Below are 25,925 nucleotides of genomic sequence, written 5' to 3' on the forward strand. Positions count from 1 at the left end.
GGATCTCCGGTGGATTCACAATGTGCATCGAGCGCAGTTCCTCTGTGGGAGCTAGCCTGCTAGCGATGGCGATCTGTCAGGCGCCCAATCAACATCAACCAATAATTATCGGCTTCCCCCGTAGGCCATTTCCCACTGTTACCCGCCACCCTTCAAGTAACCGAATGTGTAACCGCTCGCGCCGATACGGGGCATTGAGAAACGCCATAAGCCTGCAACGGTGCGTTTCAGCTCGGAAAAAAAATAAGAACCCACGCTACGCTTGCCGGATTAGAAGGCTTTGCCAATAATAGGCCCGCAATTTGCAATATAGATCGGTTCACTGTCTTTTGCTCTTGCATGAAATTGCAAGGCTGTCAACGTGCCCAAACGGCTTTCTCGGTGCTTCTGTAATTTGTTGTCGCATTGAAGAAATATCGGCTTCGGGCCTGTCGTTAGAATGCCGATCACTCGCTCGTCGTTGCCTGTGTTGAAAATTCGCACACGCACTGTAGGACGCAGCAACGCTTTCCGGTTCCACTCATCCGCATATTGGGCTGTCGCTCACTCTGCCGTTTTAGCCCTTTACCGATGGAGTCCCAAGATGAAGAAACTCGTGCTGCTTGGCGCCCTGGCACTGTCCGTGCTGTCCCTGCCAACCTTCGCCGATGAAAAGCCTCTGAAAATCGGTATCGAAGCGGCTTACCCTCCGTTCGCTTCCAAGGCGCCGGACGGCAGCATCGTTGGTTTCGACTACGACATCGGCAACGCCCTTTGCGAAGAGATGAAGGTCAAGTGCACCTGGGTCGAGCAAGAGTTCGACGGTCTGATCCCGGCACTCAAAGTGCGCAAGATCGACGCGATCCTGTCGTCCATGTCGATCACTGAAGACCGCAAGAAGTCCGTGGACTTCACCAACAAGTACTACAACACCCCGGCTCGCCTGGTCATGAAGGCCGGCACTCAAGTCAGCGAAGGCCTGACCGAGCTCAAGGGCAAGAACATCGGCGTGCAACGTGGTTCGATCCACGAGCGTTTCGCCCGCGAAGTCCTGGCCCCGCTGGGTGCCGAGATCAAGCCGTACGGTTCGCAGAACGAAATCTACCTCGACGTGGCTGCCGGTCGCCTCGACGGCACCGTGGCAGACGCTACGCTGCTGGATGACGGTTTCCTGAAAACCGACGCCGGCAAAGGTTTCGCCTTCGTTGGCCCGGCCTTCACCGACGTCAAATACTTCGGCGACGGCGTAGGTATCGCGGTTCGCAAGGGTGACTCGCTGAAAGACAAGATCAACACTGCGATCGCCGCCATTCGCGAGAACGGCAAGTACAAGCAGATCCAGGACAAATACTTCGCCTTCGATATCTACGGCAAGTAACACGTCCAGGCGACAAGTCCGAAATGGCGCAAGCAGCAGGATCTCTGAGGTTTGCGCCATTTTTTCATCCCAACTTTCGAGGACCTGAATCATGTTGAAAGGCTACGGGGCTGTCATCCTCGATGGCGCATGGCTGACGCTTCAGCTCGCCTTGTCGTCCATGGCCCTGGCCATCCTTCTGGGGCTGATCGGCGTTGCGCTGCGTCTTTCCCCGGTGCGCTGGCTGGCCTGGCTGGGCGATCTGTATTCCACGGTCATCCGCGGGATTCCCGACCTGGTGCTGATCCTGCTGATTTTCTACGGTGGTCAGGACCTGCTCAATCGCGTCGCGCCGATGCTGGGCTATGACGATTACATCGACCTGAACCCGTTGGCCGCCGGTATCGGCACCCTGGGCTTCATCTTCGGTGCGTACCTGTCGGAAACCTTCCGTGGCGCGTTCATGGCGATCCCGAAGGGGCAGGCAGAGGCCGGCATGGCGTACGGCATGAGCAGTTTTCAGGTGTTCTTCCGGGTGTTGGTGCCGCAGATGATTCGTCTGGCGATTCCGGGCTTCACCAACAACTGGCTGGTGTTGACCAAGGCCACCGCGCTGATTTCGGTGGTGGGACTGCAAGACATGATGTTCAAGGCCAAGCAGGCGGCAGATGCCACCCGCGAGCCTTTCACCTTCTTCCTCGCAGTGGCGGCGATGTACCTGGTGATCACCAGTGTCTCGTTGCTGGCATTGCGTCACCTTGAGAAGCGCTACTCGGTAGGCGTAAGGGCGGCTGATCTATGATCTTCGACTACAACGTCATTTGGGAGGCCTTGCCGCTGTACTTCGGCGGCCTGGTGACCACCCTCAAATTGCTCGCACTGTCGCTGTTTTTCGGTCTGCTGGCGGCCTTGCCCCTGGGCCTGATGCGCGTCTCGAAGAACGCAGCCGTCAACATGACGGCCTGGCTCTTCACCTACGTGATCCGCGGCACGCCGATGCTGGTGCAGCTGTTTTTGATCTACTACGGGCTGGCGCAATTCGAAGCGGTACGCGAAAGCTTCCTGTGGCCGTGGCTGTCCAGCGCGACGTTCTGTGCGTGCCTGGCCTTCGCGATCAACACCAGCGCCTACACCGCGGAAATCATCGCCGGCAGCCTGCGCGCTACGCCGAACGGTGAAATCGAAGCGGCCAAGGCCATGGGCATGTCGCGCTTCAAGATGTACAAACGCATCCTGCTGCCGTCGGCCCTGCGCCGTGCGCTGCCGCAGTACAGCAACGAAGTGATCATGATGCTGCAGACCACCAGTCTGGCCTCCATCGTGACCCTGATCGACATCACCGGTGCCGCGCGCACGGTCAACGCTCAGTTCTACCTGCCGTTCGAGGCTTACATCACCGCTGGTGTGTTCTACCTGTGCCTGACCTTCATTCTGGTGAAGCTGTTCAAACTGGCCGAGCGCCGCTGGCTGGGCTATCTGGCCCCGCGGAAGCACTGATATGGAACGCATCGATCATCCATTGCCGTGGAGCCACCTCGGAAGCGAACGCCAGATTTCGGTGTTCCGCTTCGGCAGCGGCGAGCGCAAGGCTTACATCCAGGCCAGCCTGCACGCCGATGAACTGCCGGGCATGCGCACCGCCTGGGAGCTGAAAAAACGCCTGACCGAACTCGAAGCCAAGGGCTTGCTCAACGGCGTGATCGAGCTGGTGCCGGTGGCCAATCCACTGGGCCTCGGTCAGCTGCTGCAAGGCAATCATCAAGGACGTTTCGAAGCGGGCAGCGGCAAGAATTTCAACCGGGATTTCGTCGAGCTGAGCGCGCCGGTGGCCGCTGAGCTGGAAGGGCATCTGGGCGACGATCCACATGCCAATATCCGCTTGATCCGTCAGGCCATGAGCGATCATCTGGCCGCATTGCCTGAGGCGAGCAGCCAGTTGCAAGGCATGCAGCGCGTGCTGCTCAGCCACGCCTGCACCGCCGACGTCGTGCTGGATCTGCATTGCGACGCCGAAGCTGCGCTGCATATGTACGCCTTGCCGCAACACTGGCCGCAATGGCGTTCGCTTGCCGCGCACCTGAATGTGAAAGTGGGCCTGCTGGCGGAAGATTCCGGCGGCAGTTCCTTCGACGAAGCCTGCTCGTTGCCGTGGCTGCGTCTGTCGCGTCAGTTCCCGGACGCGCAGATTCCGCTGGCCTGCCTGGCGACCACCATTGAACTGGGTGGTCAGGCCGACACCGGTCGCGCTGATGCCGAGGCTTACGCCGAAGGCATTCTGGCGTTCCTCGCCGAACAAGGCTTGATCAGCGGCGAATGGCCGAAACCGGCGCAAGAAGCTTGCGAAGGCATGCCGTTCGAAGGCACCGAATTGCTGTTCGCGCCGCATCCGGGCGTGATCAGTTTCTTGCGTAAACCCGGTGAGTGGATCGAAGCCGGCGACGAGATTTTCGAAGTGATCGATCCGTTATCGGATCGGGTCAGCACGGTGTGTGCTGGTACGTCCGGGGTGCTGTTTGCCATTGAACGGCTGCGTTATGCCCAACCCGGTTTCTGGCTGGCCAAGGTGGCGGGGCGCGAAGCGCTGCGTCACGGGCGCTTGCTCAACGACTGACTGACTGTTTTTGTGAGAACCGACCGCATGTACAAACTTGAAGTCCAAGACCTGCATAAACGCTATGGCAGTCACGAAGTGCTCAAGGGCGTGTCCCTGAAAGCGGCGGCTGGTGATGTGATCAGCATCATCGGCTCCAGTGGCTCCGGCAAAAGTACTTTCCTGCGCTGCATCAACCTGCTGGAGCAGCCGCACGCGGGCAAAATTCTGCTCAACAACGAAGAGCTGAAACTGGTGGCCAACAAGGACGGCGCGCTGAAGGCCGCCGACCCGAAACAGCTGCAACGCATGCGTTCGCGCCTGTCGATGGTGTTCCAGCATTTCAACCTGTGGTCGCACATGACCGCGCTGGAAAACATCATGGAAGCGCCGGTTCACGTGCTGGGCATGTCCAAGGCCGAGGCCCGTGAAAAAGCCGAGCACTACCTGAACAAGGTTGGCGTGGCGCATCGTAAGGATGCCTACCCGGGCCACATGTCCGGCGGCGAGCAACAGCGCGTGGCGATTGCCCGTGCCCTGGCGATGGAACCCGAGGTGATGCTGTTCGACGAACCGACCTCGGCCCTCGACCCGGAACTGGTCGGCGACGTGCTGAAGGTCATGCAGGCCCTGGCGCTGGAAGGCCGGACCATGGTGGTGGTCACGCACGAAATGGGCTTCGCCCGTGAAGTGTCGAACCAACTGGTGTTCCTGCACAAAGGTGTCGTCGAAGAAAGCGGCAACCCGCGTGAGGTGCTGGTCAATCCACAGTCCGAACGCTTGCAACAATTCCTCTCGGGCAGCCTGAAGTAAACCGAACTCCCGTTGCGCACCGGGATAGTGCATGCTTCGCAACCTGAAGGCCGGCTCCGATCCCTGAGGGAGCTGGCCTGCCAGCGATAGCGGTGGGACAGTTTACATATCTGGCACCGACACGCCGCCATCGCTGGCAGGCCAGCTCCCACAGTTTGATCTGTGCTGGTTTTGAGATATGCGTTCATTTACGGGCTAGCATTGGCCCATGCCTTCATCACTGTTTTCGTTTCGGATTGCCCGCCATGACTGCCCATCGAATTGGTTTCCTGATTTGGCCCAGCACTAAAGCACTGACGCTTGCGCTGGCTGAGGAGGCCTTGCGTGTTGCCCAGCGTGTGCATCCGGACGTGGTCTACGAATTGTCGTTCTTGCAGGCCGAACCGCCGACCGAGGGCGCCTGGCAATTGCCGGGTGAACCCTGGGCCGGCAAGCTCGAACATTTCCAGAAGCTGTTCCTGCTCGCCGATGAGCCGCCGACCGCACTTGCGCCGGCGCTCAGCAGTTCGCTGAAACAATTGGTGCGTGCCGGTTGTGTGATTGGCGGTCTGTCGGCCGGTGTCTACCCATTGGCCCAACTCGGTTTACTCGACGGTTATCGCGCTGCCGTGCACTGGCGCTGGCAGGACGATTTCGCCGAGCGTTTCCCGAAAGTCATCGCCACCAGTCATCTGTTCGACTGGGATCGCGATCGCCTGACCGCGTGCGGCGGTCTGTCGGTTCTCGATCTGTTGCTGGCCGTGCTGGCCCGTGATCACGGCGCCGAACTCGCTGGCGCCGTGTCGGAGGAGCTGGTGGTCGAGCGCATTCGCGAAGGCGGCGAGCGCCAACGCATTCCGCTGCAGAACCGCCTCGGTTCCAGCCACCCGAAGCTCACCCAAGCGGTGTTGCTGATGGAAGCCAACATCGAAGAACCGCTGACCACCGACGAAATCGCCCAGCATGTGTGCGTGTCCCGTCGGCAGCTGGAGCGCATCTTCAAGCAATACCTCAACCGGGTGCCGAGCCAGTACTACCTGGAACTGCGTTTGAACAAGGCCCGGCAGATGTTGATGCAAACCAGCAAGTCGATCATTCAGATCGGCCTGTCGTGTGGCTTCTCTTCGGGGCCGCATTTCTCCAGTGCCTACCGCAACTTCTTCGGCGCCACGCCGCGGGAAGATCGCAACCAGCGGCGCAGCAGCAGTCCGTTCGAGTTGTCGTCGGTGCCATCGGAACGAGGCTGACGGCGGCCTTACTCGTCGACTTCGGACCCCTCCGTGGATGAAACCTGAATCTCACCTCGATTGATCACTTCTTCCACACCGAAATCCGTGCCTGTGCTCTGGTAGTAGTCGATCAGCCGTAACACGCTTTCCTCGGAAAAAGGATTGCCTCGAAGACTGATGTTCTCTGCCACTTCCACGGGCACTTCCATGATGTCGCTCGGGATGTCGGTGATGGCGTTATCGCTCAGGTCGGCCCAATCCAGTTCCTCCAGCTGCAGCAGGCCACGGGGCAATTCGGTGATGCCGGTCTCGGCAAGGAGGACGGTGGAGAGCTCCTTCATTTGACTCAGATCGGGTGCTCGACCCAAAGGGTTGAGGCTCAGGTCCAGATAGTCCAGCTGCTCCATTCCCGCCAATGCGTTTGCCGATTCCGCTGACAAAGTGATGCGGCAGTCAGACAGTGACAGTGACCGCAGTCGACCCATCTTGAACACGGCCTCGGGAAGGGTGCCGAGGTCACACTCACGCAGTCTCAGGCTTTTGAGATTGGGGAAGGCGTCGAGAAAGTGGCCGATCCGGGTCACGCCATCGACACTTTGCAGTTCCAGCGTCGAGACATGGCTGAAGTCGGCGCTGAGGGTGGGCAGCTCTCCCGTTATCCGGGAACTGATGATCAGATCAAACGTGGGCTCGAGCGCTTCATTGAAGTCGTCCAGTTCGCTCTGATGCCGCCAGCATTGCTGCAGCGTTTGCATGAATTCATTGCGGTTGGTGTGCTCGACAGATACCTGGCGTTCGTTGAACGGTTCGCCCGTGCGTGGGTGACGCGGCGGCAGGTCGGTGGTCCATGCCGCCAGGTCGCTGCTCAATTGAGCGAGCTCTGTTTCCAGCCTGGTCAGTTCTACCCGGCCATCCTCCAGGGTTCCCGGCAATTCGTAGACGAAATCGCTGGCCTGCTCGATCTCCATGTTCGGGTATAGCGCCCTGACACGCACGATATCTGCCTCGGGGGCATAGACACCCAGATCGTATGAGGTTTCGAGGTAATGCAGCTTGATGAGATGTCGATCGCTGTCGACGAGCGGATTGTCCGCGAGGTGGATGCCACGCTTGTCGTAGACCTTGCTGTCGAACAACCCGGCAGGCAGCTCGGTGATTCGGTTGCCGATCAGCATGAGCGCGTCGAGCCCGGGGTGCGTGATGGCGCTGGCGGGGAATTCCGTCAGACCTGTTTCGCTCAGGTCCAGGTGCACCAGTTCCGGCATGAACTCGATGCTGGGTGTCGTGGTGAATGGGTTCCGGAACAGGTCCAGCATCACCAGTTTTTTCAATGACGTCAGCCTTGTCCAGGTGGCGGCGTCGAACGTGATTGCACAGTCGTTGAGCAGCAACGCATCGAGGTTGGCCATCCGTGGAATCGCCTCGGGCAGGGTGGTCATCGAAAACTGGCGCAAATCGAGGCGACGAAGGTCATTGAAACGTTGCAGAAACCCGTGAATGCCTTGCTCTGCACGACTGCCTTCAAGGGCCAGCAGGGAAACGTGGCTGAAGTCCGCCGTCAGAACCGGCAGATCACCCAGAATCGGTTCCGCGAACCGCAGTATGTATCGGTCACTGCTGTCCGCAGCGCCCAGGTCCCGGTCTGACTGCCTGCGCCAGCTGCGCTGGATTTCATGGGCCAGCAACCGTCGGTTGTGCTGCTGGGCCTGTTGTTCCAACTCGCTCAGTGGAAGCCTGGTTTCGGGGTGCACGGTGGGCGCTTCGTTTATCCAGCGGCCCAGATCCTCGTGCAGCCGTTCCATTTCATTGCGCAGGCGCGAAAGCTCCACGCGAGCACCATCGGGGTGGCGTTGCAGGCGGGCAACGATGGCGCTGAGTTCATCCTGGGGCAGGCCTGGATACACCTCGCGAACCCTGTCATTGAGTGTCGGTGTCGGGCGACCGATGCGTTGGTAACCCGCCGTTCCTCCGGGCAGGCGCATGGTCGTCGGGTCATAGAAGGGTTTTCGGTTGGGGTGCTTGGCCAGAAGCGCGCGCAACTCCGGTTTGTGCTGTGCTTGCCGGACAATGCGTTGTTTGAGTATCGGCCCGTCGTCGACAGAAAGGCCCATCGCGTTGCGCTCCGTTTCAGGCAATGCCTGAAGGATGGCCTGATAAAAGTCGCCCGGCAGTTCTGTGTTGTCATGGACCTTGTAAGTGCCGTCCTCGGCGTACACCAATGTCCTGAGGAGGGGCGCGTCGGGTTCGCCGATGCTGTCGCGCAACGTCCCTTCATGGGAAAACTCCCTGACCTCGATGCGCAGGCGAGCGGGCCAGCCGGGCAGTGACTCAAGCGTGTGCAGGGCCAGACGATGGGTATCCGCCGTTTCCATGCCCTCCAGATAAAACCCCTCGTAGGCTCTGGCGACACGCACCGCGTCCATGGCTTTCAGTGCTACATCCTTGAGCCGTTGCGGCAAGCGCCCGCTGTGCATTTGTTTCAGCTCGGTGCCGGTTGCGTTGCTCACCAGTTCTTGCGCGATATCCGTGGGCAGTCCGCGCACTTCGCCTTGCAGCAGTTGAACATGGCGGTCGTCGGTTTTTTCGAGTTCGCGGTAGCGAGACTGGAACAACGATGAGCGCTGATTCAACGCCTGATAGCGATCGGGATGTTCGCTGCCGGTCTGCTCGACCAGTGCCTGAATGTCGCGGTCGATGTTGAGGCGCTTGATCGTGTCGGTCAGAAGCGAAGGCGGGCGCTGATTCTCGACATGCATCTCGCGCAGCACGTTGTCGTGAAAACCGCTGATCTGCAGGATTTGCTCGCGCTCGGCAGTGTTGAACGACTCGACGCTCTGGCCAAGTCGGCGCAGTACGGTTTCCCGGTCCCATGTCAGCGGTCGCTCCAGCAGGGTCTGCCAGGCGCCATGATGGTTGTGGCGCAGAGCGGGCTGATAGGCATCGGCCCGGTTCGGATGTTGAATCTGAAAGCGGCCAGTCTTGCTGTCCAGCTTGACCGAGTAGAGCTTGTCTTCAACGCGAGCCAGGGTTTTGCCCTCGTGCTGATATAAACCGAGATGATCGCGTGGGGCAGGGGCCGGCAAATCAACGGATTGTTCGTAAGGGGTCAGGTCCTGTTTCCAGTATCGGGTTTTGCCTGGGGCTGTTTCGACCGGTTTGAGCGGGGAAATCAGCGTCACCGCCTCGCGAGACATAAGGCCGTTGAACGCATTGGCTGCCATGGCGCCGCCCACCACGAACGTGCCGAGTTCCACCACCGTCTCAACGATCGTCATCAAGTGCCCGAACGCTTCGGTTTTCAGGCCTTCGGCCCAGTCAATGATGCCTTCGAAGGCGTCGTCGAGCACTTGGTAGGCCATGTAGCCCAGCATTATCTCGCCCAGAAACGGAACAAAAGGCAGGGCAGCGAACGACGCCACTTCAAGGATCTTTTTGGCGACATTGCTGAAGGCGTCCCATGCCGCCCACCGTGCCGCTCGGTCGGCACTGGCGGTAGAGACCGCAAGCGTGCGCCCGTCATTGAGGATCTTGTTCAGTTGCTGCTGGTAGAGGTGTGTCCCCAGGTCGTGACTGATCTGACTGACCGAGAACTGCAGGTTGGGCGTGTCGATGGGGGTATCGCGCCAGCTCGGCAGCGGATCACCGCGCTGGTGTTCATGCCAGGTGACCGCGCTGAGACGGCTGTTGAGGTCGGCGAAAAAGTGTCCTCGTTCCTGATGATCGATGAACCGGCTGAAGAACGCCTGATAAGCCGGGGCGCGCAGTTTGCGGGTCAGCTCGGTCATGAACGCCAGGGTATCGGGGTACTGTTTGAGCGGATGTTCCGGGTCGTCGGGGATGTAGGCGATGATCCGCGAGCGCTGGGCGGTGAGCTCAAGCCTCGGCGCGAAAATGACGATGCCCGTCAGCAATGAAGACATGATTTTCAGGTCGTGGCAGTGCAGTCGCCAGTTGTCCAGACCCACGTTTTCCCGGCCCTCGAGAATGTCGAGAATCGACTGGCAGGCGTCCTGCGGCAGGTCGGCCCGGAGCTGGGCCAGTTGCAGGGCTGAAAGCAGGGCGGCTTTGTGTGTCTTGATCACGCTCGACTTCAACACGGCAGCCGCCACCGGGTTGGTAAATCCCAGGTTTTCCTTGAGGTATGTCTCGTATCGAGCGCCGATATCCAGCTCTCTGCATAACCGGGTGAAGTGCTGAATGGAGAGTTGGCGCTTGATCGCCGGTAACGTCTCGAATTGCCCCGTGGGCGAGGGTTCGGTGATGAACGTCGAGGCTGATTCGTAGGCCTCGGTTTCGGTTTCCGACTCCTGAAAGTTGTGCAGGACGGCGTCGAGCAGCGATACCGTCCAGGTGCGCGCTGCACCGGTCTTGATCGGGAACCATGGAATGGTCTGCGGGATGTACAGGCGCAGGAAGGTCGTCTTGACGTCCAGTTCCAGTCCGTACCGGGTTCTCAATGCGTCTTGCAGAAGCGGTTCGGCAAAGTCCCGGGCGTTCTGCAATTTATCCAGCATGGATTCCAGGTGGTTGCGCTGGGTCAGGTAGTGCGTGTTGGCTGTTTTCAGTGCCTCATGCTGCTGGCGGGTTGCTGTGGTGTGCCAGCCAGGAATATCCAGCGGTGCGCTCTTGAGCGCGCGCCGGGTGGTGGGCGATGCTGTTATTACCCAATCGGGCAGATTGTGGAATACATGCTGAAAATGCGTGTCTGGCTGAGCCGTGAGCTCGGGGTGATGCTGGGTCATTGCGCTAATCCCTTAGCGTTTGGATGGACGCGCAGCAAAACAGACGATGACGCATGGCGTGCGGTACATAATTACCGCACCGCTTCACAAGCCTGCCTATAACCTGTGCCGCCGGTTTAAACTGCGCCTTTGCGACGCTATATGTCGCATTGCCGTAAACCCGGCTAAAACCGGGGTTTGCGCTATAAGAAGTTGTCGCTTGGCGGCAAGGCCGGGCTGAAAACTGTCCTTACAATCCCCCCATCGCTCGCCAGTTTCAGGCGAGTGTTCCTTTTCAGGAGACTCCGATGTCCGTTGAGCACGCTGCGGTAGAACGCGCCGATTTCGACCAGGTAATGGTTCCCAACTATGCGCCTGCCGCCTTCATTCCTGTGCGTGGCGCCGGTTCCCGCGTGTGGGACCAGTCTGGCCGCGAGCTGATCGACTTCGCTGGCGGGATTGCCGTTAACGTACTGGGCCATGCGCACCCGGCGCTGGTCAGTGCCTTGACCGAACAGGCGAACAAGCTGTGGCACGTGTCCAACGTGTTCACCAATGAGCCGGCCCTGCGCCTGGCGCATAAGCTGATCAACGCGACCTTTGCCGAGCGTGCGTTCTTCTGCAACTCCGGCGCCGAAGCCAACGAGGCCGCGTTCAAGCTGGCCCGTCGTGTCGGTTTCGACCGGTTCGGCAGCGAGAAGTACGAAATCATCGCCGCGCTCAACAGCTTCCACGGCCGCACCCTGTTCACCGTGAACGTCGGTGGTCAGTCGAAGTACTCCGACGGTTTCGGTCCGAAAATCACCGGCATCACCCACGTGCCGTACAACGATCTGGCCGCGCTGAAAGCCGCCATTTCCGACAAGACCTGCGCCGTGGTCCTGGAGCCGATCCAGGGCGAGAGCGGTGTCATCCCGGCCGAACTCGAATACCTGCAAGGCGCCCGTGACCTCTGCACCGCACACAACGCGCTGCTGATCTTCGACGAAGTGCAGACCGGCATGGGCCGCACCGGCAAGTTGTTCGCCTACCAGCAATACGGCGTGATCCCGGACATCCTGACCAGCGCCAAGAGCCTGGGCGGCGGTTTCCCGATCGCAGCCATGCTGACCACCGAAGACCTGGCCAAACATCTGGTCGTCGGCACCCACGGCACCACCTACGGCGGCAACCCGCTGGCGTGCGCAGTGGCCGAAGCGGTGATTGACGTGATCAACACCCCTGAAGTGCTGGCCGGCGTCAACGCCAAGCACAACAAGTTCAAGGCGCGCCTGGAACAGATCGGCGAGAAATACGGCCTGTTCACCAAGGTCCGCGGCATGGGCCTGTTGATCGGTTGTGTGCTGAGCGATGCCTGGAAAGGCAAGGCCAAGGACATCTTCAACGCTGCCGAGCGCGAAGGCCTGATGGTCCTGCAAGCCGGCCCGGACGTGGTGCGTTTCGCGCCAAGCCTGGTGGTAGAAGATGCTGACATCGATGAAGGCCTGGACCGTTTCGAGCGCGCTGCGGCGAAACTGACGCAAGCCTGATAGACCCTTCGACGCCTGACATTTTCAGGCGTCGAACCAAATTTTTGTTTCGGGCTGGATCAAACGTGTGGGAGCTAGCCTGCTAGCGAAGAGGGCCTGATAGCCAACATCATTGTTGCCTGACAGGACGATATCGCCAGCAGGCTAGCTCCCACAGTTGACTCTGAGTTGTTTCAGGGGCAGCCCGGGATTTTTTCTTCTGTAAGTTCTGAGATTAAGGAGTGACACCATGCTGGTGATGCGCCCCGCGCAAATGGCTGATCTGGGCGAGGTACAGCGTCTGGCTGCGGACAGCCCGATTGGTGTCACTTCCTTGCCGGATGACGTTGAACGCCTGAGCGACAAGATCGCCGCGAGCGAAGCTTCGTTCTCCGCCGAAGTCAGCTTCAACGGTGAAGAGAGCTATTTCTTCGTCCTCGAAGACTCCACCACCGGCAAACTGGTGGGCTGTTCGGCCATCGTGGCGTCGGCCGGTTATTCGGAGCCGTTCTACAGTTTCCGCAATGAAACCTTCGTGCACGCTTCCCGCGAGCTGAAGATTCATAACAAGATCCACGTGCTCTCCCAGTGCCACGACCTGACCGGCAACAGTTTGCTGACCAGTTTCTACGTGCAGCGCGAGTTGGTGGGTTCGCCCTGGGCCGAACTCAACTCCCGTGGTCGCTTGCTGTTCGTGGCCAGCCATCCGGAGCGCTTTGCCGATTCCGTGGTGACCGAGATCGTCGGTTACAGCGACGAAAACGGCGACTCACCGTTCTGGGATGCCATCGGCCGTAACTTCTTCGACCTCAACTACGCTGAAGCCGAGCGTCTGTGCGGTCTGAAGAGCCGGACCTTCCTCGCCGAGCTGATGCCGCATTACCCGATCTACGTGCCGTTGCTGCCGGACTCCGCGCAAGAAGCGATGGGCCAGGTGCATCCACGGGCGCAGATCACTTTCGACATCCTGATGCGCGAAGGCTTCGAGACCGATCACTACATCGACATTTTCGACGGCGGCCCGACCCTGCATGCACGTGTCTCGGGGATCCGTTCGATCGCCCAGAGCCGTGTGGTCCCGGTGAAAATCGGTGAGCCGGTCAAAGGCGCCGGTCGTCAATATCTGGTGGCCAATGCCCAGTTGCAGGATTACCGCGCCGTGTTGCTCGAGCTCGATTACGCGCCGGGCAAACCGGTGACCCTGGACCTGGAAGCAGCCGAAGCCCTGGGCGTCGGTGAAGGTGCCAGCGTGCGCCTTGTAGCGGTTTGATTGCCTAGAAAGCAGCGAAGTTTCGCGGGTGGCGTTGGCGGCCCGTTTGAGGAGATAGCATGATCGTTCGTCCCGTACGCAGCAGCGATTTACCCGCTCTGATCGACCTGGCCCGCAGCACCGGCACCGGCCTGACCACCTTGCCGGCCAACGAAGAGCGTCTGGCCCATCGGGTCGGCTGGGCCGAGAAGACCTTCCGCGGCGAAGCCGGGCGCGGCGATGCGGACTACCTGTTCGTGCTCGAAGATGACAACGGTCGTGTGGTGGGGATTTCCGCCATTGCCGGTGCCGTCGGTCTGCGTGAGCCCTGGTACAACTTCCGGGTGGGCCTGACGGTCAGCGCGTCCCAAGAGCTGAACATCTATCGCGAAATCCCGACGCTGTTCCTGGCCAACGACCTGACCGGCAACTCCGAACTGTGCTCGTTGTTCCTGCACGCCGACTACCGCACGGGCCTCAACGGTCGCATGCTGGCCAAGGCGCGGATGCTGTTCATCGCCGAGTTCCCGCAGCTGTTCGGCAACAAGATCATCGCCGAGATGCGCGGCGTGTCCGACGAAGCCGGGCGTTCGCCGTTCTGGGAAAGCCTGGGCCGCCACTTCTTCAAGATGGAATTCAGCCAGGCCGATTACCTGACCGGCGTGGGCAACAAGGCGTTCATCGCCGAACTGATGCCGAAGTTCCCGCTGTACACCTGCTTCCTGTCGCCGGATGCGCGCAACGTGATCGGTCAGGTTCACCCCGACACCGAGCCGGCGCTGTCGATGCTCAAGAGCGAAGGTTTCAGCTACCAGGGCTACGTCGACATCTTCGACGCCGGCCCGGCGGTGGAATGCGAAACCGGCAAGATCCGCGCGGTGCGCGACAGTCAGGCGCTGGTGTTGGCCATTGGCACGCCGGGTGACGACGCCACGCCGTTCCTGATTCACAACCGCAAGCGCGAAGACTGCCGGATCACTGCCGCGCCAGCACGCTTCGCCGCCGGCACGCTGGTCGTCGATCCGCTGACCGCCAAACGTCTTCAACTCAACGCCGGCGATCAGGTTCGCGCCGTTCCGTTGTCTGCTGCTCGGGAGTCGAAATAATGAATTCGCTATACATCGCAGGTGAATGGCTGGCCGGTCAGGGCGAAGCCTTCCAGTCGCTGAACCCGGTGACCCAGCAAGTGCTGTGGGCCGGCGAGGGCGCTACCGCTGCTCAGGTTGAGTCCGCCGTGCAAGCCGCGCGTCAGGCGTTTCCGGGTTGGGCCCGGCGCACCCTGGATGAACGCATCGCCGTGCTGGAGGCTTTTGCCGCCGCGTTGAAAAACAACGCTGACGAACTGGCGCGCTGCATCGGTGAAGAAACCGGTAAACCGCTGTGGGAATCGGCGACTGAAGTGACCAGCATGGTCAACAAGATCGCGATCTCGGTGCAGAGCTACCGTGAACGCACCGGCGAGAAGAGCGGCCCGCTGGGCGACGCCACCGCCGTATTGCGCCACAAGCCGCATGGCGTGGTCGCGGTGTTCGGTCCTTACAACTTCCCCGGTCACTTGCCCAACGGTCACATCGTACCGGCGCTGCTGGCCGGTAACAGTGTGCTGTTCAAGCCGAGTGAACTGACCCCGAAAGTCGCCGAATTGACGGTCAAGTGCTGGATCGAAGCCGGCCTGCCGGCAGGCGTGTTGAACCTGCTGCAAGGCGCTCGCGAAACCGGTATCGCCCTGGCGGCGAACCCGGGCATCGACGGTCTGTTCTTCACCGGTTCGAGCCGCACCGGCAATCATCTGCACCAGCAGTTCGCCGGTCGTCCGGACAAGATTCTGGCATTGGAGATGGGCGGTAATAACCCGCTGGTGGTCGATGAGGTCGCTGATCTCGATGCTGCCGTTTACACCATCATCCAGTCGGCGTTCATCTCCGCCGGTCAGCGTTGCACCTGTGCGCGCCGCTTGCTGGTGCCGCAGGGCGCCTGGGGCGACACACTGCTGGCGCGTCTGGTGGCGGTCTGCTCGACCATTGAGGTCGGTGCCTTCGATCAGCAACCGGCGCCGTTCATGGGCTCGGTGATTTCTCTCGGTGCGGCGAAAGCGCTGATGGATGCCCAAGAGCATCTGCTGGCCAATGGCGCCGTGGCGCTGCTGGAAATGACTCAGCCTCAGGCGCAAGCCGCGTTGTTGACCCCTGGCATTCTGGATGTATCGGCCGTGGCCGATCGTCCTGACGAAGAGCTGTTCGGCCCGCTGCTGCAAGTGATCCGCTACGCTGATTTTGAAGCGGCGATCGCTGAAGCCAACGACACCGAATACGGTCTGGCCGCCGGTCTGCTGTCGGATTCCGAAGCGCGTTATCAGCAGTTCTGGCTGGAAAGCCGTGCCGGTATCGTCAACTGGAACAAACAGCTGACCGGTGCTGCGAGCAGCGCTCCGTTCGGCGGCATCGGCGCCTCGGGCAACCATCGCGCCAGCGCCTATTACGCGGCAGATTACTGCGCGTACCCGGTGGCTTCGCTGGAAACGCCGAGTCTGGTGTTGCCTGCGGCCCTGACGCCCGGCGTGAAGATGGCGTGATGCCCATCGCCAGCAGGCTGGCTCCCACAGTGATTGGGTCGTACACCAAATGTGTGGACACCCCCGAACCTGTGGGAGCCAGCCTGCTGGCGATGGCTGCGCCTCGGTCTCAAATTTAGTTACTGAAGCCTATAACAACAGATTCTCGTGGAGCCTCGCTGATGAAATCCTATGAAGTCAATTTTGACGGTCTAGTGGGGCCGACCCATAACTACGGTGGCCTGTCCTACGGCAACGTAGCGTCCCAGAGCAACAGCCAGCAGTCTTCGAACCCGAAGGAAGCCGCGCTGCAAGGCCTGGCGAAAATGAAAGCGCTGATGGAAATGGGCTTTCAGCAAGGCGTGCTGGCGCCACAAGAGCGTCCTGACGTGGCCGCCCTACGTCGCCTGGGCTTCAGCGGCACCGACGCGCAAGTGATCGAGCGAGCTGCCAAAGACGCAATGCCGTTGCTGGTCGCCAGTTGCTCGGCCTCGAGCATGTGGGTGGCCAACGCCGCCACCGTCAGCCCAAGCGCTGATACCGCTGACGGCCGCGTGCATTTCACCGCCGCCAACCTCAACTGCAAATACCACCGCAGCATCGAACACCCGACCACCAGCCGCGTGCTGGGCGCGATGTTCGCGGACCAGAAACACTTCGCTCACCACGCCGCGTTGCCGGCCGTGGCGCAGTTCGGTGATGAAGGCGCGGCCAACCACACCCGTTTCTGCCGTGAATACGGTGAAGCCGGCGTCGAGTTCTTTGTGTTCGGTCGCAGTGCGTTCGATACCCGCTATCCAGCGCCGCAGAAGTACCCGGCGCGCCAGACGCTCGAAGCGTCGCAAGCGGTTGCCCGTCTGCACGGCTTGAGCGACGACGGCGTGGTCTACGGGCAGCAGAACCCTTTGGTGATCGATCAGGGCGTGTTCCACAACGACGTGATCGCGGTGGGTAACGGCGAAGTGCTGTTCTATCACGAGGACGCGTTCCTCGACACCGACCAGATGCTGGCCGAGCTGCAAGGCAAACTGGCCAAGGTCGGCGGGAATTTCCAGTCGATCTGCGTTCCGCGTTCTGCGGTCACCGTGGAAGACGCGGTGCGTTCCTACCTGTTCAACAGCCAACTGCTGTCGCGTCCTGATGGCTCGATGCTGTTGATCGTGCCGGAAGAGTGCCGTGGCAACGAGCGCGTCTGGCAGTACCTGCAAGGCCTGACCAGCTCTGGCGGCCTGATCCGCGAAGTCAAAGTTTTTGATTTGAAGCAAAGCATGCAGAACGGCGGTGGCCCCGCGTGCCTGCGCCTGCGCGTCGCATTGAATGAAACCGAACTGGCGGCCGTCAACCCAGGGGTTATCATGACGGCACCGTTGTACGGCACGTTGACCGAATGGGTCGACAAGCACTACCGCGACCGCATGACCGAAAACGATCTCGCGGACCCGCAATTGCTGCTTGAGTGCCGGACGGCACTGGATGAACTGACGCAAATCCTTAAACTGGGCGCGGTTTATCCATTCCAGATCAATTGAAAGCCGAGAGCGTAAAACACATGAGCGATACCCTGCAGCTGATCCTTGAAGACACCGACGGCACGCAACTGGAAACGTCCTGCACCCGCGTCGCGGTCCTGTGGCAAGGCAAAGAGCTGTGGATTCAGCAAGATGGCCGCGGCCAACTGCTGATCGGCGTGGACGTCGAAGAAGGTGACGCTGAATACGCCAACCTGCTGCTGCGCCCATTGGCGACTAATCTGGTAAGTCTGCAACTGGAAATGGAACCGGCTGAAGTCGGTGACGAAGACCACGTGCACGGCCCGGATTGCGCACACGACCACTAAGGAAACCGCTCTATGCTCGCCCTCGGCAAACTGCTTGAACTGACCCTCGCCGGCCGCGAACCGGCGGAGAAGACTCAACTGACTGTCGAAGGCGTGCGGATGCGCTGGTTGAGCGAAGGTGCGCTGGAAGTCCGGCCACCTGAAGCTCGGGATAACGGCCTGGACCTGCTGCTGTCAGCCGGGATCCATGGCAACGAAACAGCGCCGATCGAGTTGCTTGATCGCCTGTTGCATGACATCGCCCGCGGCGACTTGAAGCCGCGTGCACGCATTCTGTTCCTGTTCGGCAACCCGGACGCGATTCGCAGAGGCGAGCGTTTTATCGAGCAGGACGTCAACCGGCTGTTCAACGGCCGTCACGAACAAACCAGTGGCTCCGAGGCTTTGCGCGCCTGTGAACTCGAGCGGCTGGCGGCCAGTTTCTTCAGCCTGCCGGATCGTGAGCGACTGCACTACGACCTGCATACGGCGATTCGTGGCTCGAAAATCGAGCAGTTCGCCCTGTATCCATGGAAAGAAGGTCGCCAGCATTCCCGTCAGGAGCTGGCACGCCTGCGCGCCGCCGGTATGGAAGCGGTGCTGCTGCAAAACAAGCCGTCCATCGTTTTCAGTTCCTACACCTACGACAAGCTCGGCGCCGAGTCTTTCACCCTGGAGTTGGGCAAGGCGCGGCCGTTCGGGCAGAACGATGGCGTCAACGTCTCATTGCTGGAAACCCGCCTCAAACAGATCATCGAAGGCTCCGAGCCGGAACCGAACGATGCGGCGCTGGATGGGTTGCAGTTATTCAGTGTGGCGCGGGAAATCATCAAGCACAGCGACAGCTTCCGCTTGAACCTGCCAGCGGACATTGAAAACTTTTCGGAACTGGAAGTGGGCTATCTGCTGGCCGAAGACATCGCCCAGACGCGCTGGATCATCGAGGAAGAGGGCGCCCGGATCATCTTCCCGAACCCCAAGGTGAAAAATGGTCTGCGCGCCGGCATCCTGATCGTGCCGACTACCGACGAAAACCTCGCCTGAATTCACCGCAGAACCAATGTGGTGGGTTTACACAGCTAGCCTGCTAGCGATTGCAGTGTGTCAGTCACTCTGGTTGTCGACTGATACACCGCTATCGCCAGCAGGCTGGCTCCCACAGTTGTGTCCGGTGTTTAGACCGCTACTGCGCGGTGTTCACTGCGACGCAAGGCTCGCATCTTCTGCAGCGTATCCGCACACGTCTTCGCCGCTTCCTGACCCTTGTGCACAAAGTGATCGAAGAAGAACTTCTGGTGTTCTTCACCGGCGTGGAAGTGATGCGGGGTCAACACCACCGAGAACACCGGCACTTCAGATTCCAGCTGAACCTGCATCAGCCCGCTGATGACCGACTGGGCGACGAATTCGTGACGGTAGATCCCGCCATCGACCACCAGGCCAGCGGCAACAATGCCGGCATAGCGACCAGATTTGGCCAGCAGTTTGGCGTGCAAAGGAATTTCAAAGGCGCCGCCGACTTCGAAGAAATCGATCTCCGACTCCTGATAACCCTGGGCAATCATTTCGGCGACGAAGCCCTTACGGCTCTGGTCGACGATTTCCTTGTGCCAGCAGGCCTGAATGAACGCAACGCGCTCGCCCTGATGGTTTTTGCTTTTGCTGTCGATTGCGGTGGGTTGCATGTTCTGACTCCTGTTTATGTAAAAAACAGGGCATATGAATCGAATGGGATTTAAGGGTACGCACGCTCGCACGAATGCCGGCGGACGGCCCTTTGGCGCCAATCCCGTTCTCTCTTCATCCGGACTATGACCGTCGGCCCCGGGATCACACCGGGTCTGCTGACCTTGTCGCCAGTCACCGCCAAAGCCGTGCTGTCGCCAAGCGCTCGCGGGCTATGCGCATTGCGCGCAATTACCGCCGGTGGGGAGTTGCACCCCGCCCTGAGAACGTTTTGCCGTCAGATTGTCTGGCGGCGCAGCGTTTTTAACACATATTTCGCCCCTGTGCATTGCGGCTATCTGATGATTGTTATCAACTTTTTCACTCGCTTGAGCGGCCTTTTCCTCGCCCAAGGGTTGATTATTCGTCGTCAAGGCCGCAGTAATTCCCCCCTGAACGGGATTTTCCCCTGCTTACCGAGGCCAGATTCATGAGCGTTATCGATCTTCGCAGCGACACCGTCACCCAGCCGACTCCAGGGATGCTCGACGCGATGGCCAGGGCGGCCACCGGTGACGACGTCTACGGCGAAGATCCGACGGTCAATCGACTGGAAGCCGAGCTTGCCGATCGGTTGGGTTTTGCCGCGGCGCTGTTCGTGCCGACGGGCACCATGAGCAACTTGCTGGGCTTGATGGCGCACTGTGAGCGCGGGGACGAATACATCGTCGGCCAACAGGCTCACACCTATAAGTATGAAGGGGGCGGTGCGGCAGTGCTCGGTTCGATCCAGCCTCAGCCGCTGGAAGTGCAGGCCGATGGCTCGCTGGATCTGGAACAGGTCGCCGCAGCGATCAAGCCGGACGACTTCCATTTCGCTCGTACCCGCTTGCTGGCGCTGGAAAACACCATGCAGGGCAAGGTCTTGCCGCTGGAGTATCTGGCCCGGGCTCGCAGCTTCACCCGTGAACACGGTCTGGCCCTGCACCTGGACGGCGCCCGGCTGTACAACGCAGCGGTGAAACTGGGCGTTGATGCCCGCGAGATCACCCGGCATTTCGATTCAGTGTCGGTCTGCTTGTCCAAAGGCCTGGGCGCGCCGATCGGCTCGGTGTTGTGCGGCTCGGTCGAGTTGATCGGCAAGGCGCGCCGCCTGCGCAAGATGGTCGGCGGCGGGATGCGTCAAGCGGGTCTTCTGGCCGCGGCGGGTTTGTACGCGCTGGATAACAATGTCCAGCGTCTGGCCGACGACCATGCCAACGCGCAATTCCTGGCGGACGGACTTCGTGACGCCGGTTACAACGTCGAACCCGTGCAGACCAACATGGTTTACGTGCAAATGGGCGACAAGGCCGAAGCGATCAAGGCCTTTGCCGCTGAGCGCGGGATCAAGCTCAGCGCCGCCAGTCGTCTTAGAATGGTCACGCACATGGACGTCAGCCGTGCGCAAATCGAGCAAGTCATCGCGACATTCGTCGAGTTTTCGCGCAACTGACCGCGTTAGCCGTCCAATTGACCGTTTCTATCGTATAAACACGCTGTACCCCGCGCGCAGGGCCGATATAATGCGGCCCTTTGCCGTCGCTTCGTCTGTTGACGTTTCGCACAGGCCTTTGGCCGCAGCCTCCGTGGAAGAACCTAATGAAAAGCGCAGAAATCCGTGAAGCCTTCCTTCGCTTCTTCGAAGAGCAAGGCCACACCCGTGTAGCCTCCAGCTCTTTGATTCCGGGCAACGACCCAACCCTGCTGTTCACTAACGCGGGGATGAACCAGTTCAAGGACTGCTTCCTGGGCCAGGAAAAGCGCGCGTACACCCGCGCCGTCTCCAGCCAGAAATGCGTGCGCGCCGGCGGCAAGCACAACGACCTGGAAAACGTCGGTTATACCGCCCGTCACCACACCTTCTTCGAAATGCTGGGTAACTTCAGTTTCGGTGATTACTTCAAGCGCGATGCGATCACCTACGCCTGGAACTTCCTGACCTCCGACAAGTGGCTGAACCTGCCGAAAGAAAAGCTCTGGGTCACCGTCTACGCCAGCGATGACGAGGCCTACGACATCTGGACCAAGGAAATCGGTGTTCCCGCCGAGCGCATGGTTCGCATCGGCGACAACAAAGGCGCGCCATACGCGTCCGACAACTTCTGGACCATGGGCGATACCGGCCCGTGCGGCCCTTGCACCGAGATTTTCTACGATCACGGCGCCGACATCTGGGGTGGCCCGCCGGGCTCGCCGGAAGAAGACGGCGACCGCTACATCGAAATCTGGAACAACGTGTTCATGCAGTTCAACCGCACCGCCGATGGCGTGTTGCACCCGCTGCCAGCACCGTCGGTCGACACCGGCATGGGCCTGGAGCGGATCAGTGCCGTGCTGCAGCACGTTCACTCGAACTATGAAATCGACCTGTTCCAGAGCCTGCTGAACGCATCGGCCAAGGCCATCGGTTGCACCAACGACGCACAGGCTTCCCTGAAAGTCGTGGCCGACCACATTCGTTCCTGTGGTTTCCTGATTGCCGACGGCGTGTTGCCGTCCAACGAAGGCCGCGGTTACGTGCTGCGCCGGATCATCCGTCGCGCCTGCCGTCACGGCAACAAGCTGGGCGCCAAGGGCAGCTTCTTCTACCAGATCGTTGCGGCCCTGGTCGCCGAAATGGGCGAAGCGTTCCCTGAGCTGAAATCCCAGCAGGCTCACATCGAGCGCGTGCTGAAAGCCGAAGAAGAGCAGTTCTCCAAGACCCTGGAGCATGGCCTGAAAATCCTCGAGCAGGATCTGGCCGAACTCAAAGGCGACGTGGTGCCGGGCGACGTGGTGTTCAAACTCTACGACACCTACGGTTTCCCGATGGACCTGACCGGCGACATCGCTCGCGAGCGCAGCCTGACCATCGACGAAGAAGGCTTCGAGCGCGAAATGGAAGCCCAGCGCGTCCGTGCGCGTTCCGCCAGCTCGTTCGGCATGGACTACAACAGCCTGGTCAAGGTTGACGTGGCCACCGAATTCACCGGTTACAAAGCCACCAGCGGTTCGGCGAAAGTCGTTGCTCTCTATAAAGACGGGCAGTCGGTCGACGTTCTGAGCGAAGGCGAAGAGGGCGTGGTCGTTCTCGATCAGACCCCTTTCTACGCGGAATCCGGTGGTCAGATCGGCGATTGCGGTTACCTGCAATCGAGCAACGGCCGTTTCGACGTGCGCGACACCACCAAAACCGGCGGCGCGTTCCTGCACCACGGCGTACTGGCCTCGGGCAGCCTGTTGATTGGTGCTCCGGTTGAAACCCACGTTGAAGCCGACGTGCGTCACGCCACATCGCTGAACCACTCGGCAACGCACTTGCTGCACGCCGCTTTGCGTAAAGTCCTGGGCGATCACGTTCAGCAGAAAGGCTCGTTGGTCGACAGTCAGCGCCTGCGCTTCGACTTCAGCCATTTCGAAGCCATCAAGCCTGAGCAATTGAAGGCCCTGGAAGACATCGTCAACGCCGAGATTCGCAAGAACTCCGCCGTTGAAACCGAAGAAACCGACATCGAAACCGCCAAGAAGAAAGGCGCCATGGCGCTGTTCGGCGAGAAATACGGCGACAACGTGCGCGTGCTGAGCATGGGCGGCGATTTCTCCGTTGAGCTGTGTGGCGGCATCCACGCCAACCGTACCGGCGACATCGGCCTGCTGAAAATCATCAGCGAAGGCGGCGTGGCTTCTGGCGTGCGTCGTATCGAAGCGGTCACCGGCGCAGCAGCGCTGGCATACTTGAACGCTGCCGAAGAACAACTCAAGGAAGCGGCCAACCTGGTCAAGGGCAGCCGCGACAACCTGATCGACAAGCTGTCGGCTGTGCTGGAGCGCAACCGTCTGCTGGAGAAGCAACTCGAGCAGTTGCAGGCCAAGGCTGCCAGCGCGGCGGGCGACGATCTGTCGGCCTCTGCCCTGGACGTCAAGGGTGTGAAAGTGCTGGCCGTGCGTCTGGACGGTCAGGATGCCAAGGCGCTGCTGGCGCTGGTCGATCAACTGAAAAACAAACTCGGCCGCGCAGTGATCCTGCTCGGCAGTGTCCATGAGGAAAAGGTCGTTCTGGTTGCAGGCGTAACCAAAGACCTGACTGGCCAACTCAAAGCCGGTGATTTGATGAAGCAAGCCGCTGCGGCAGTGGGCGGGAAGGGCGGTGGTCGTCCAGACATGGCGCAGGGCGGTGGTACTGACGCTGGCGCACTGGATGCCGCATTGGCCCTGACCGTTCCATTTGTAGAGCAGGGTCTATAAGGCAGCGTCTCCGGCCCGCAGTCTAGTGGTGGGCCGGAACGCTGTTTGAGTGATTATTTGGGCGCCCTTCATGGGCAGAGGCGGCTTTGAAATGGCTTTGATCGTACAGAAATTTGGAGGCACCTCGGTCGGCACTGTCGAGAGAATCGAGCAGGTCGCCGACAAGGTTAAGAAATTCCGCGATGCCGGCGATGACCTGGTGGTTGTGCTGTCTGCAATGAGCGGCGAAACCAACCGTCTGATCGATCTGGCCAAGCAAATCAGTGGCGACGGCCAGCCGGTTCCGCGTGAGCTGGACGTGATCGTTTCCACCGGTGAGCAGGTGACGATTGCCCTGTTGGCCATGGCGCTGATCAAGCGCGGTGTGCCAGCGGTGTCCTACACCGGCAACCAGGTGCGGATTCTGACGGACAGCGCACACAATAAAGCGCGTATCTTGCAGATTGATGACCAGAAGATTCGCGGTGATCTGAAAGCAGGTCGCGTGGTGGTTGTCGCCGGTTTCCAGGGCGTCGACGAGCACGGCAACATCACCACCCTCGGTCGTGGCGGTTCCGACACCACCGGCGTGGCGCTGGCGGCGGCCTTGAAGGCTGACGAATGCCAGATCTACACCGATGTCGACGGCGTCTACACCACCGACCCGCGTGTGGTGTCCGTGGCTCAGCGCCTGGACAAGATCACCTTCGAAGAGATGCTGGAAATGGCCAGTCTCGGTTCCAAGGTGTTGCAGATCCGTGCGGTCGAGTTCGCCGGCAAGTACAACGTTCCGCTGCGCGTACTGCACAGCTTCAAGGAGGGTCCGGGCACCCTCATTACTATTGATGAAGAGGAAACCATGGAACAGCCGATCATTTCCGGCATCGCTTTCAACCGCGATGAAGCCAAGCTGACCATCCGTGGCGTGCCAGACACCCCGGGCGTTGCATTCAAGATTCTCGGCCCGATCAGCGCCGCGAACATCGAAGTCGACATGATCGTGCAGAACGTTGCGCACGATAACACCACCGACTTCACCTTCACCGTCCACCGCAATGACTTCCAGGCCGCGCAAACCGTGCTGGAAAACACCGCTCGCGAGATCGGTGCCCGTGAAGTGGTTGGCGACATCAAGATCGCCAAGGTCTCGATCGTCGGTGTCGGCATGCGCTCCCACGCAGGCGTGGCCAGCCGCATGTTCGAATCCCTGGCGAAAGAAAGCATCAACATCCAGATGATCTCGACCTCGGAAATCAAAGTCTCCGTGGTGATCGAAGAGAAGTACCTGGAACTGGCTGTGCGCGCTCTGCACACGGCTTTCGAACTGGACGCGCCGGCCCGTCAGGGCGAGTGATGCGTTTGCTGAAGGGCGCGGTCTGACCGCGCCCTTTTGTTTTTTGAATGGTGCGGCTCGAAACTGTTCTTTTGTCCGCGCTAGTCAATACTCAGGCATGTAGGGCTGCGACCGCTCAGGTTGTAGGTCGAGTGCCTTTTTTTTGCAGACTGTTGTCCCTGAAATGAAATGCGTGAGGAGAAAGGTATGCTGATTCTGACTCGTCGGTGCGCAGAAAGCCTGATTATTGGTGATGGCGAAATCACCGTGACCGTGCTCGGCGTTAAAGGAAATCAAGTGCGTATCGGTGTCAACGCCCCGAAAGAGGTTGCGGTCCACCGTGAGGAAATTTACCTGCGTATAAAGAAAGAGAAGGACGAAGAACCAAGCCATTAATTTTTATCGTTTTTTATGTTTGCAAACGGGGAAGAAGCTGGTTAATATACGCCCCGTGTTGCGGAGAGCTGGCCGAGTGGCCGAAGGCGCTCCCCTGCTAAGGGAGTACACCTCAAAAGGGTGTCGGGGGTTCGAATCCCCCGTTCTCCGCCATTATTTGCGTAGTACGTTGTAATCTGGCTTCTTCGGTAAGTTGTTGAAATTACTAGAAAAAGCGCTTTACAAAAAGATTCAACGGCCTATAATGCGCGGCAACAAATGCACTCGTAGCTCAGCTGGATAGAGTACTCGGCTACGAACCGAGCGGTCACAGGTTCGAATCCTGTCGAGTGCACCATTTAAGAGTTGTTTGCAGTAATGTGAGCTACTCTGCTTCAACCAGTTGTGATCTGGTCTAAAAACACAAATTGCACTCGTAGCTCAGCTGGATAGAGTACTCGGCTACGAACCGAGCGGTCACAGGTTCGAATCCTGTCGAGTGCACCAAACACCAA

The 25,925-nt window shown here is 59.9% G+C and carries 19 protein-coding genes, 3 tRNA genes and 1 riboswitch; of the genes, 20 read left to right on the forward strand and 2 right to left on the reverse strand.

The genetic code is table 11. The annotated features are described in order from the left end of the window. The first annotated feature begins 583 nt into the window (after window positions 1–583). The 6 genes from ACM6IQ_RS13605 to argR all read left to right on the forward strand — a co-directional run bounded on the left by ACM6IQ_RS13605 (window position 584) and on the right by argR (window position 5,965). On the forward strand, window positions 584–1,357 hold the full coding sequence (locus ACM6IQ_RS13605) for an ABC transporter substrate-binding protein (protein ID WP_414879067.1): 774 nt from the start codon (window positions 584–586) through the stop codon (window positions 1,355–1,357). A 91-nt stretch (window positions 1,358–1,448) separates the two neighbouring features. Then, window positions 1,449–2,138 (forward strand): ABC transporter permease, encoded by a 690-nt coding sequence (locus ACM6IQ_RS13610; protein WP_017340229.1) that lies wholly within the window; start codon window positions 1,449–1,451, stop codon window positions 2,136–2,138. Then, window positions 2,135–2,833: an ABC transporter permease gene (locus tag ACM6IQ_RS13615; protein WP_017340228.1), complete on the forward strand. Its 699-nt coding sequence runs from the start codon at window positions 2,135–2,137 to the stop codon at window positions 2,831–2,833. The genes ACM6IQ_RS13610 and ACM6IQ_RS13615 overlap by 4 nt, the downstream gene beginning before the upstream one ends. A 1-nt stretch (window position 2,834) precedes the next feature. Beyond that, window positions 2,835–3,947, forward strand: coding sequence for a M14 family metallopeptidase (locus ACM6IQ_RS13620; RefSeq protein WP_017340227.1), 1,113 nt, complete (start codon window positions 2,835–2,837; stop codon window positions 3,945–3,947). A gap of 27 nt (window positions 3,948–3,974) precedes the next feature. Then, entirely contained in the window at window positions 3,975–4,739 is a 765-nt protein-coding gene (locus ACM6IQ_RS13625) for an ABC transporter ATP-binding protein (protein ID WP_008154324.1), read from the forward strand. A gap of 245 nt (window positions 4,740–4,984) precedes the next feature. Then, complete coding sequence (gene argR / locus ACM6IQ_RS13630) at window positions 4,985–5,965, forward strand: transcriptional regulator ArgR (RefSeq protein WP_017340226.1); 981 nt, start codon at window positions 4,985–4,987, stop codon at window positions 5,963–5,965. 8 nt (window positions 5,966–5,973) lie between these two features. On the opposite strand, the gene ACM6IQ_RS13635 is transcribed toward argR, so the two are convergent. Next, window positions 5,974–10,689 carry a dermonecrotic toxin domain-containing protein gene (locus tag ACM6IQ_RS13635; protein WP_414879068.1) on the reverse strand — a complete coding sequence of 1,572 codons (4,716 nt, stop codon included), beginning with the start codon at window positions 10,687–10,689 and terminating at the stop codon, window positions 5,974–5,976. 287 nt (window positions 10,690–10,976) lie between these two features. On the opposite strand from ACM6IQ_RS13635, the gene ACM6IQ_RS13640 reads away from it, so the two are divergent. The 7 genes from ACM6IQ_RS13640 to astE all read left to right on the forward strand — a co-directional run bounded on the left by ACM6IQ_RS13640 (window position 10,977) and on the right by astE (window position 18,836). Next, on the forward strand, window positions 10,977–12,197 hold the full coding sequence (locus tag ACM6IQ_RS13640) for an aspartate aminotransferase family protein (protein ID WP_017340224.1): 1,221 nt from the start codon (window positions 10,977–10,979) through the stop codon (window positions 12,195–12,197). 229 nt (window positions 12,198–12,426) lie between these two features. Further along, window positions 12,427–13,446: an arginine/ornithine succinyltransferase subunit alpha gene (aruF, locus tag ACM6IQ_RS13645; protein WP_414879069.1), complete on the forward strand. Its 1,020-nt coding sequence runs from the start codon at window positions 12,427–12,429 to the stop codon at window positions 13,444–13,446. 59 nt (window positions 13,447–13,505) lie between these two features. Further along, window positions 13,506–14,531, forward strand: a complete 1,026-nt coding sequence (gene astA / locus ACM6IQ_RS13650) for an arginine N-succinyltransferase (RefSeq protein ID WP_017340222.1) — start codon at window positions 13,506–13,508, stop codon at window positions 14,529–14,531. Beyond that, window positions 14,528–15,997, forward strand: coding sequence for a succinylglutamate-semialdehyde dehydrogenase (gene astD / locus ACM6IQ_RS13655; RefSeq protein WP_193393037.1), 1,470 nt, complete (start codon window positions 14,528–14,530; stop codon window positions 15,995–15,997). Before astA ends, astD begins: the two co-directional genes overlap by 4 nt. 161 nt (window positions 15,998–16,158) lie before the next feature. Continuing rightward, window positions 16,159–17,505 (forward strand): N-succinylarginine dihydrolase, encoded by a 1,347-nt coding sequence (gene astB / locus ACM6IQ_RS13660; RefSeq protein WP_017340220.1) that lies wholly within the window; start codon window positions 16,159–16,161, stop codon window positions 17,503–17,505. Window positions 17,506–17,525: 20 nt separating this feature from the next. Then, the gene (locus ACM6IQ_RS13665) at window positions 17,526–17,813 is read left to right on the forward strand and encodes a hypothetical protein (RefSeq protein WP_010457234.1); all 288 of its coding nucleotides are present in this window, start codon (window positions 17,526–17,528) and stop codon (window positions 17,811–17,813) included. 12 nt (window positions 17,814–17,825) lie between these two features. Next, window positions 17,826–18,836, forward strand: coding sequence for a succinylglutamate desuccinylase (gene astE, locus ACM6IQ_RS13670; protein WP_414879070.1), 1,011 nt, complete (start codon window positions 17,826–17,828; stop codon window positions 18,834–18,836). A gap of 131 nt (window positions 18,837–18,967) precedes the next feature. On the opposite strand, the gene ACM6IQ_RS13675 is transcribed toward astE, so the two are convergent. Beyond that, window positions 18,968–19,477, reverse strand: a complete 510-nt coding sequence (locus tag ACM6IQ_RS13675; RefSeq protein WP_414879071.1) for a 6,7-dimethyl-8-ribityllumazine synthase — start codon at window positions 19,475–19,477, stop codon at window positions 18,968–18,970. A 102-nt stretch (window positions 19,478–19,579) separates the two neighbouring features. Then, window positions 19,580–19,750, reverse strand: a riboswitch (FMN riboswitch). Window positions 19,751–19,947: 197 nt separating this feature from the next. Here ACM6IQ_RS13675 and ltaE point away from each other — a divergent pair. The 7 genes from ltaE to ACM6IQ_RS13710 all read left to right on the forward strand — a co-directional run bounded on the left by ltaE (window position 19,948) and on the right by ACM6IQ_RS13710 (window position 25,917). Continuing rightward, window positions 19,948–20,952 (forward strand): low-specificity L-threonine aldolase, encoded by a 1,005-nt coding sequence (gene ltaE / locus ACM6IQ_RS13680; protein WP_017340217.1) that lies wholly within the window; start codon window positions 19,948–19,950, stop codon window positions 20,950–20,952. Between the two features lie 146 nt (window positions 20,953–21,098). Beyond that, entirely contained in the window at window positions 21,099–23,723 is a 2,625-nt protein-coding gene (gene alaS, locus ACM6IQ_RS13685) for an alanine--tRNA ligase (protein WP_017340216.1), read from the forward strand. Window positions 23,724–23,814: 91 nt separating this feature from the next. Next, window positions 23,815–25,056 (forward strand): aspartate kinase, encoded by a 1,242-nt coding sequence (locus tag ACM6IQ_RS13690; RefSeq protein WP_031319071.1) that lies wholly within the window; start codon window positions 23,815–23,817, stop codon window positions 25,054–25,056. Between the two features lie 186 nt (window positions 25,057–25,242). Then, a complete protein-coding gene (gene csrA / locus ACM6IQ_RS13695; protein ID WP_002554426.1) occupies window positions 25,243–25,431 on the forward strand; it encodes a carbon storage regulator CsrA in 189 nt (62 codons plus the stop codon). Window positions 25,432–25,493: 62 nt separating this feature from the next. Beyond that, window positions 25,494–25,584: transfer RNA gene (locus ACM6IQ_RS13700), tRNA-Ser, on the forward strand. A 107-nt stretch (window positions 25,585–25,691) separates the two neighbouring features. Beyond that, a tRNA-Arg gene (locus ACM6IQ_RS13705) sits at window positions 25,692–25,768 on the forward strand. A 72-nt stretch (window positions 25,769–25,840) separates the two neighbouring features. Beyond that, window positions 25,841–25,917: transfer RNA gene (locus ACM6IQ_RS13710), tRNA-Arg, on the forward strand. Window positions 25,918–25,925: the final 8 nt, after the last annotated feature.

The organism is Pseudomonas sp. IT-P100 (assembly GCF_949767185.1).
Lineage (GTDB): Bacteria > Pseudomonadota > Gammaproteobacteria > Pseudomonadales > Pseudomonadaceae > Aquipseudomonas > Aquipseudomonas fluorescens_B.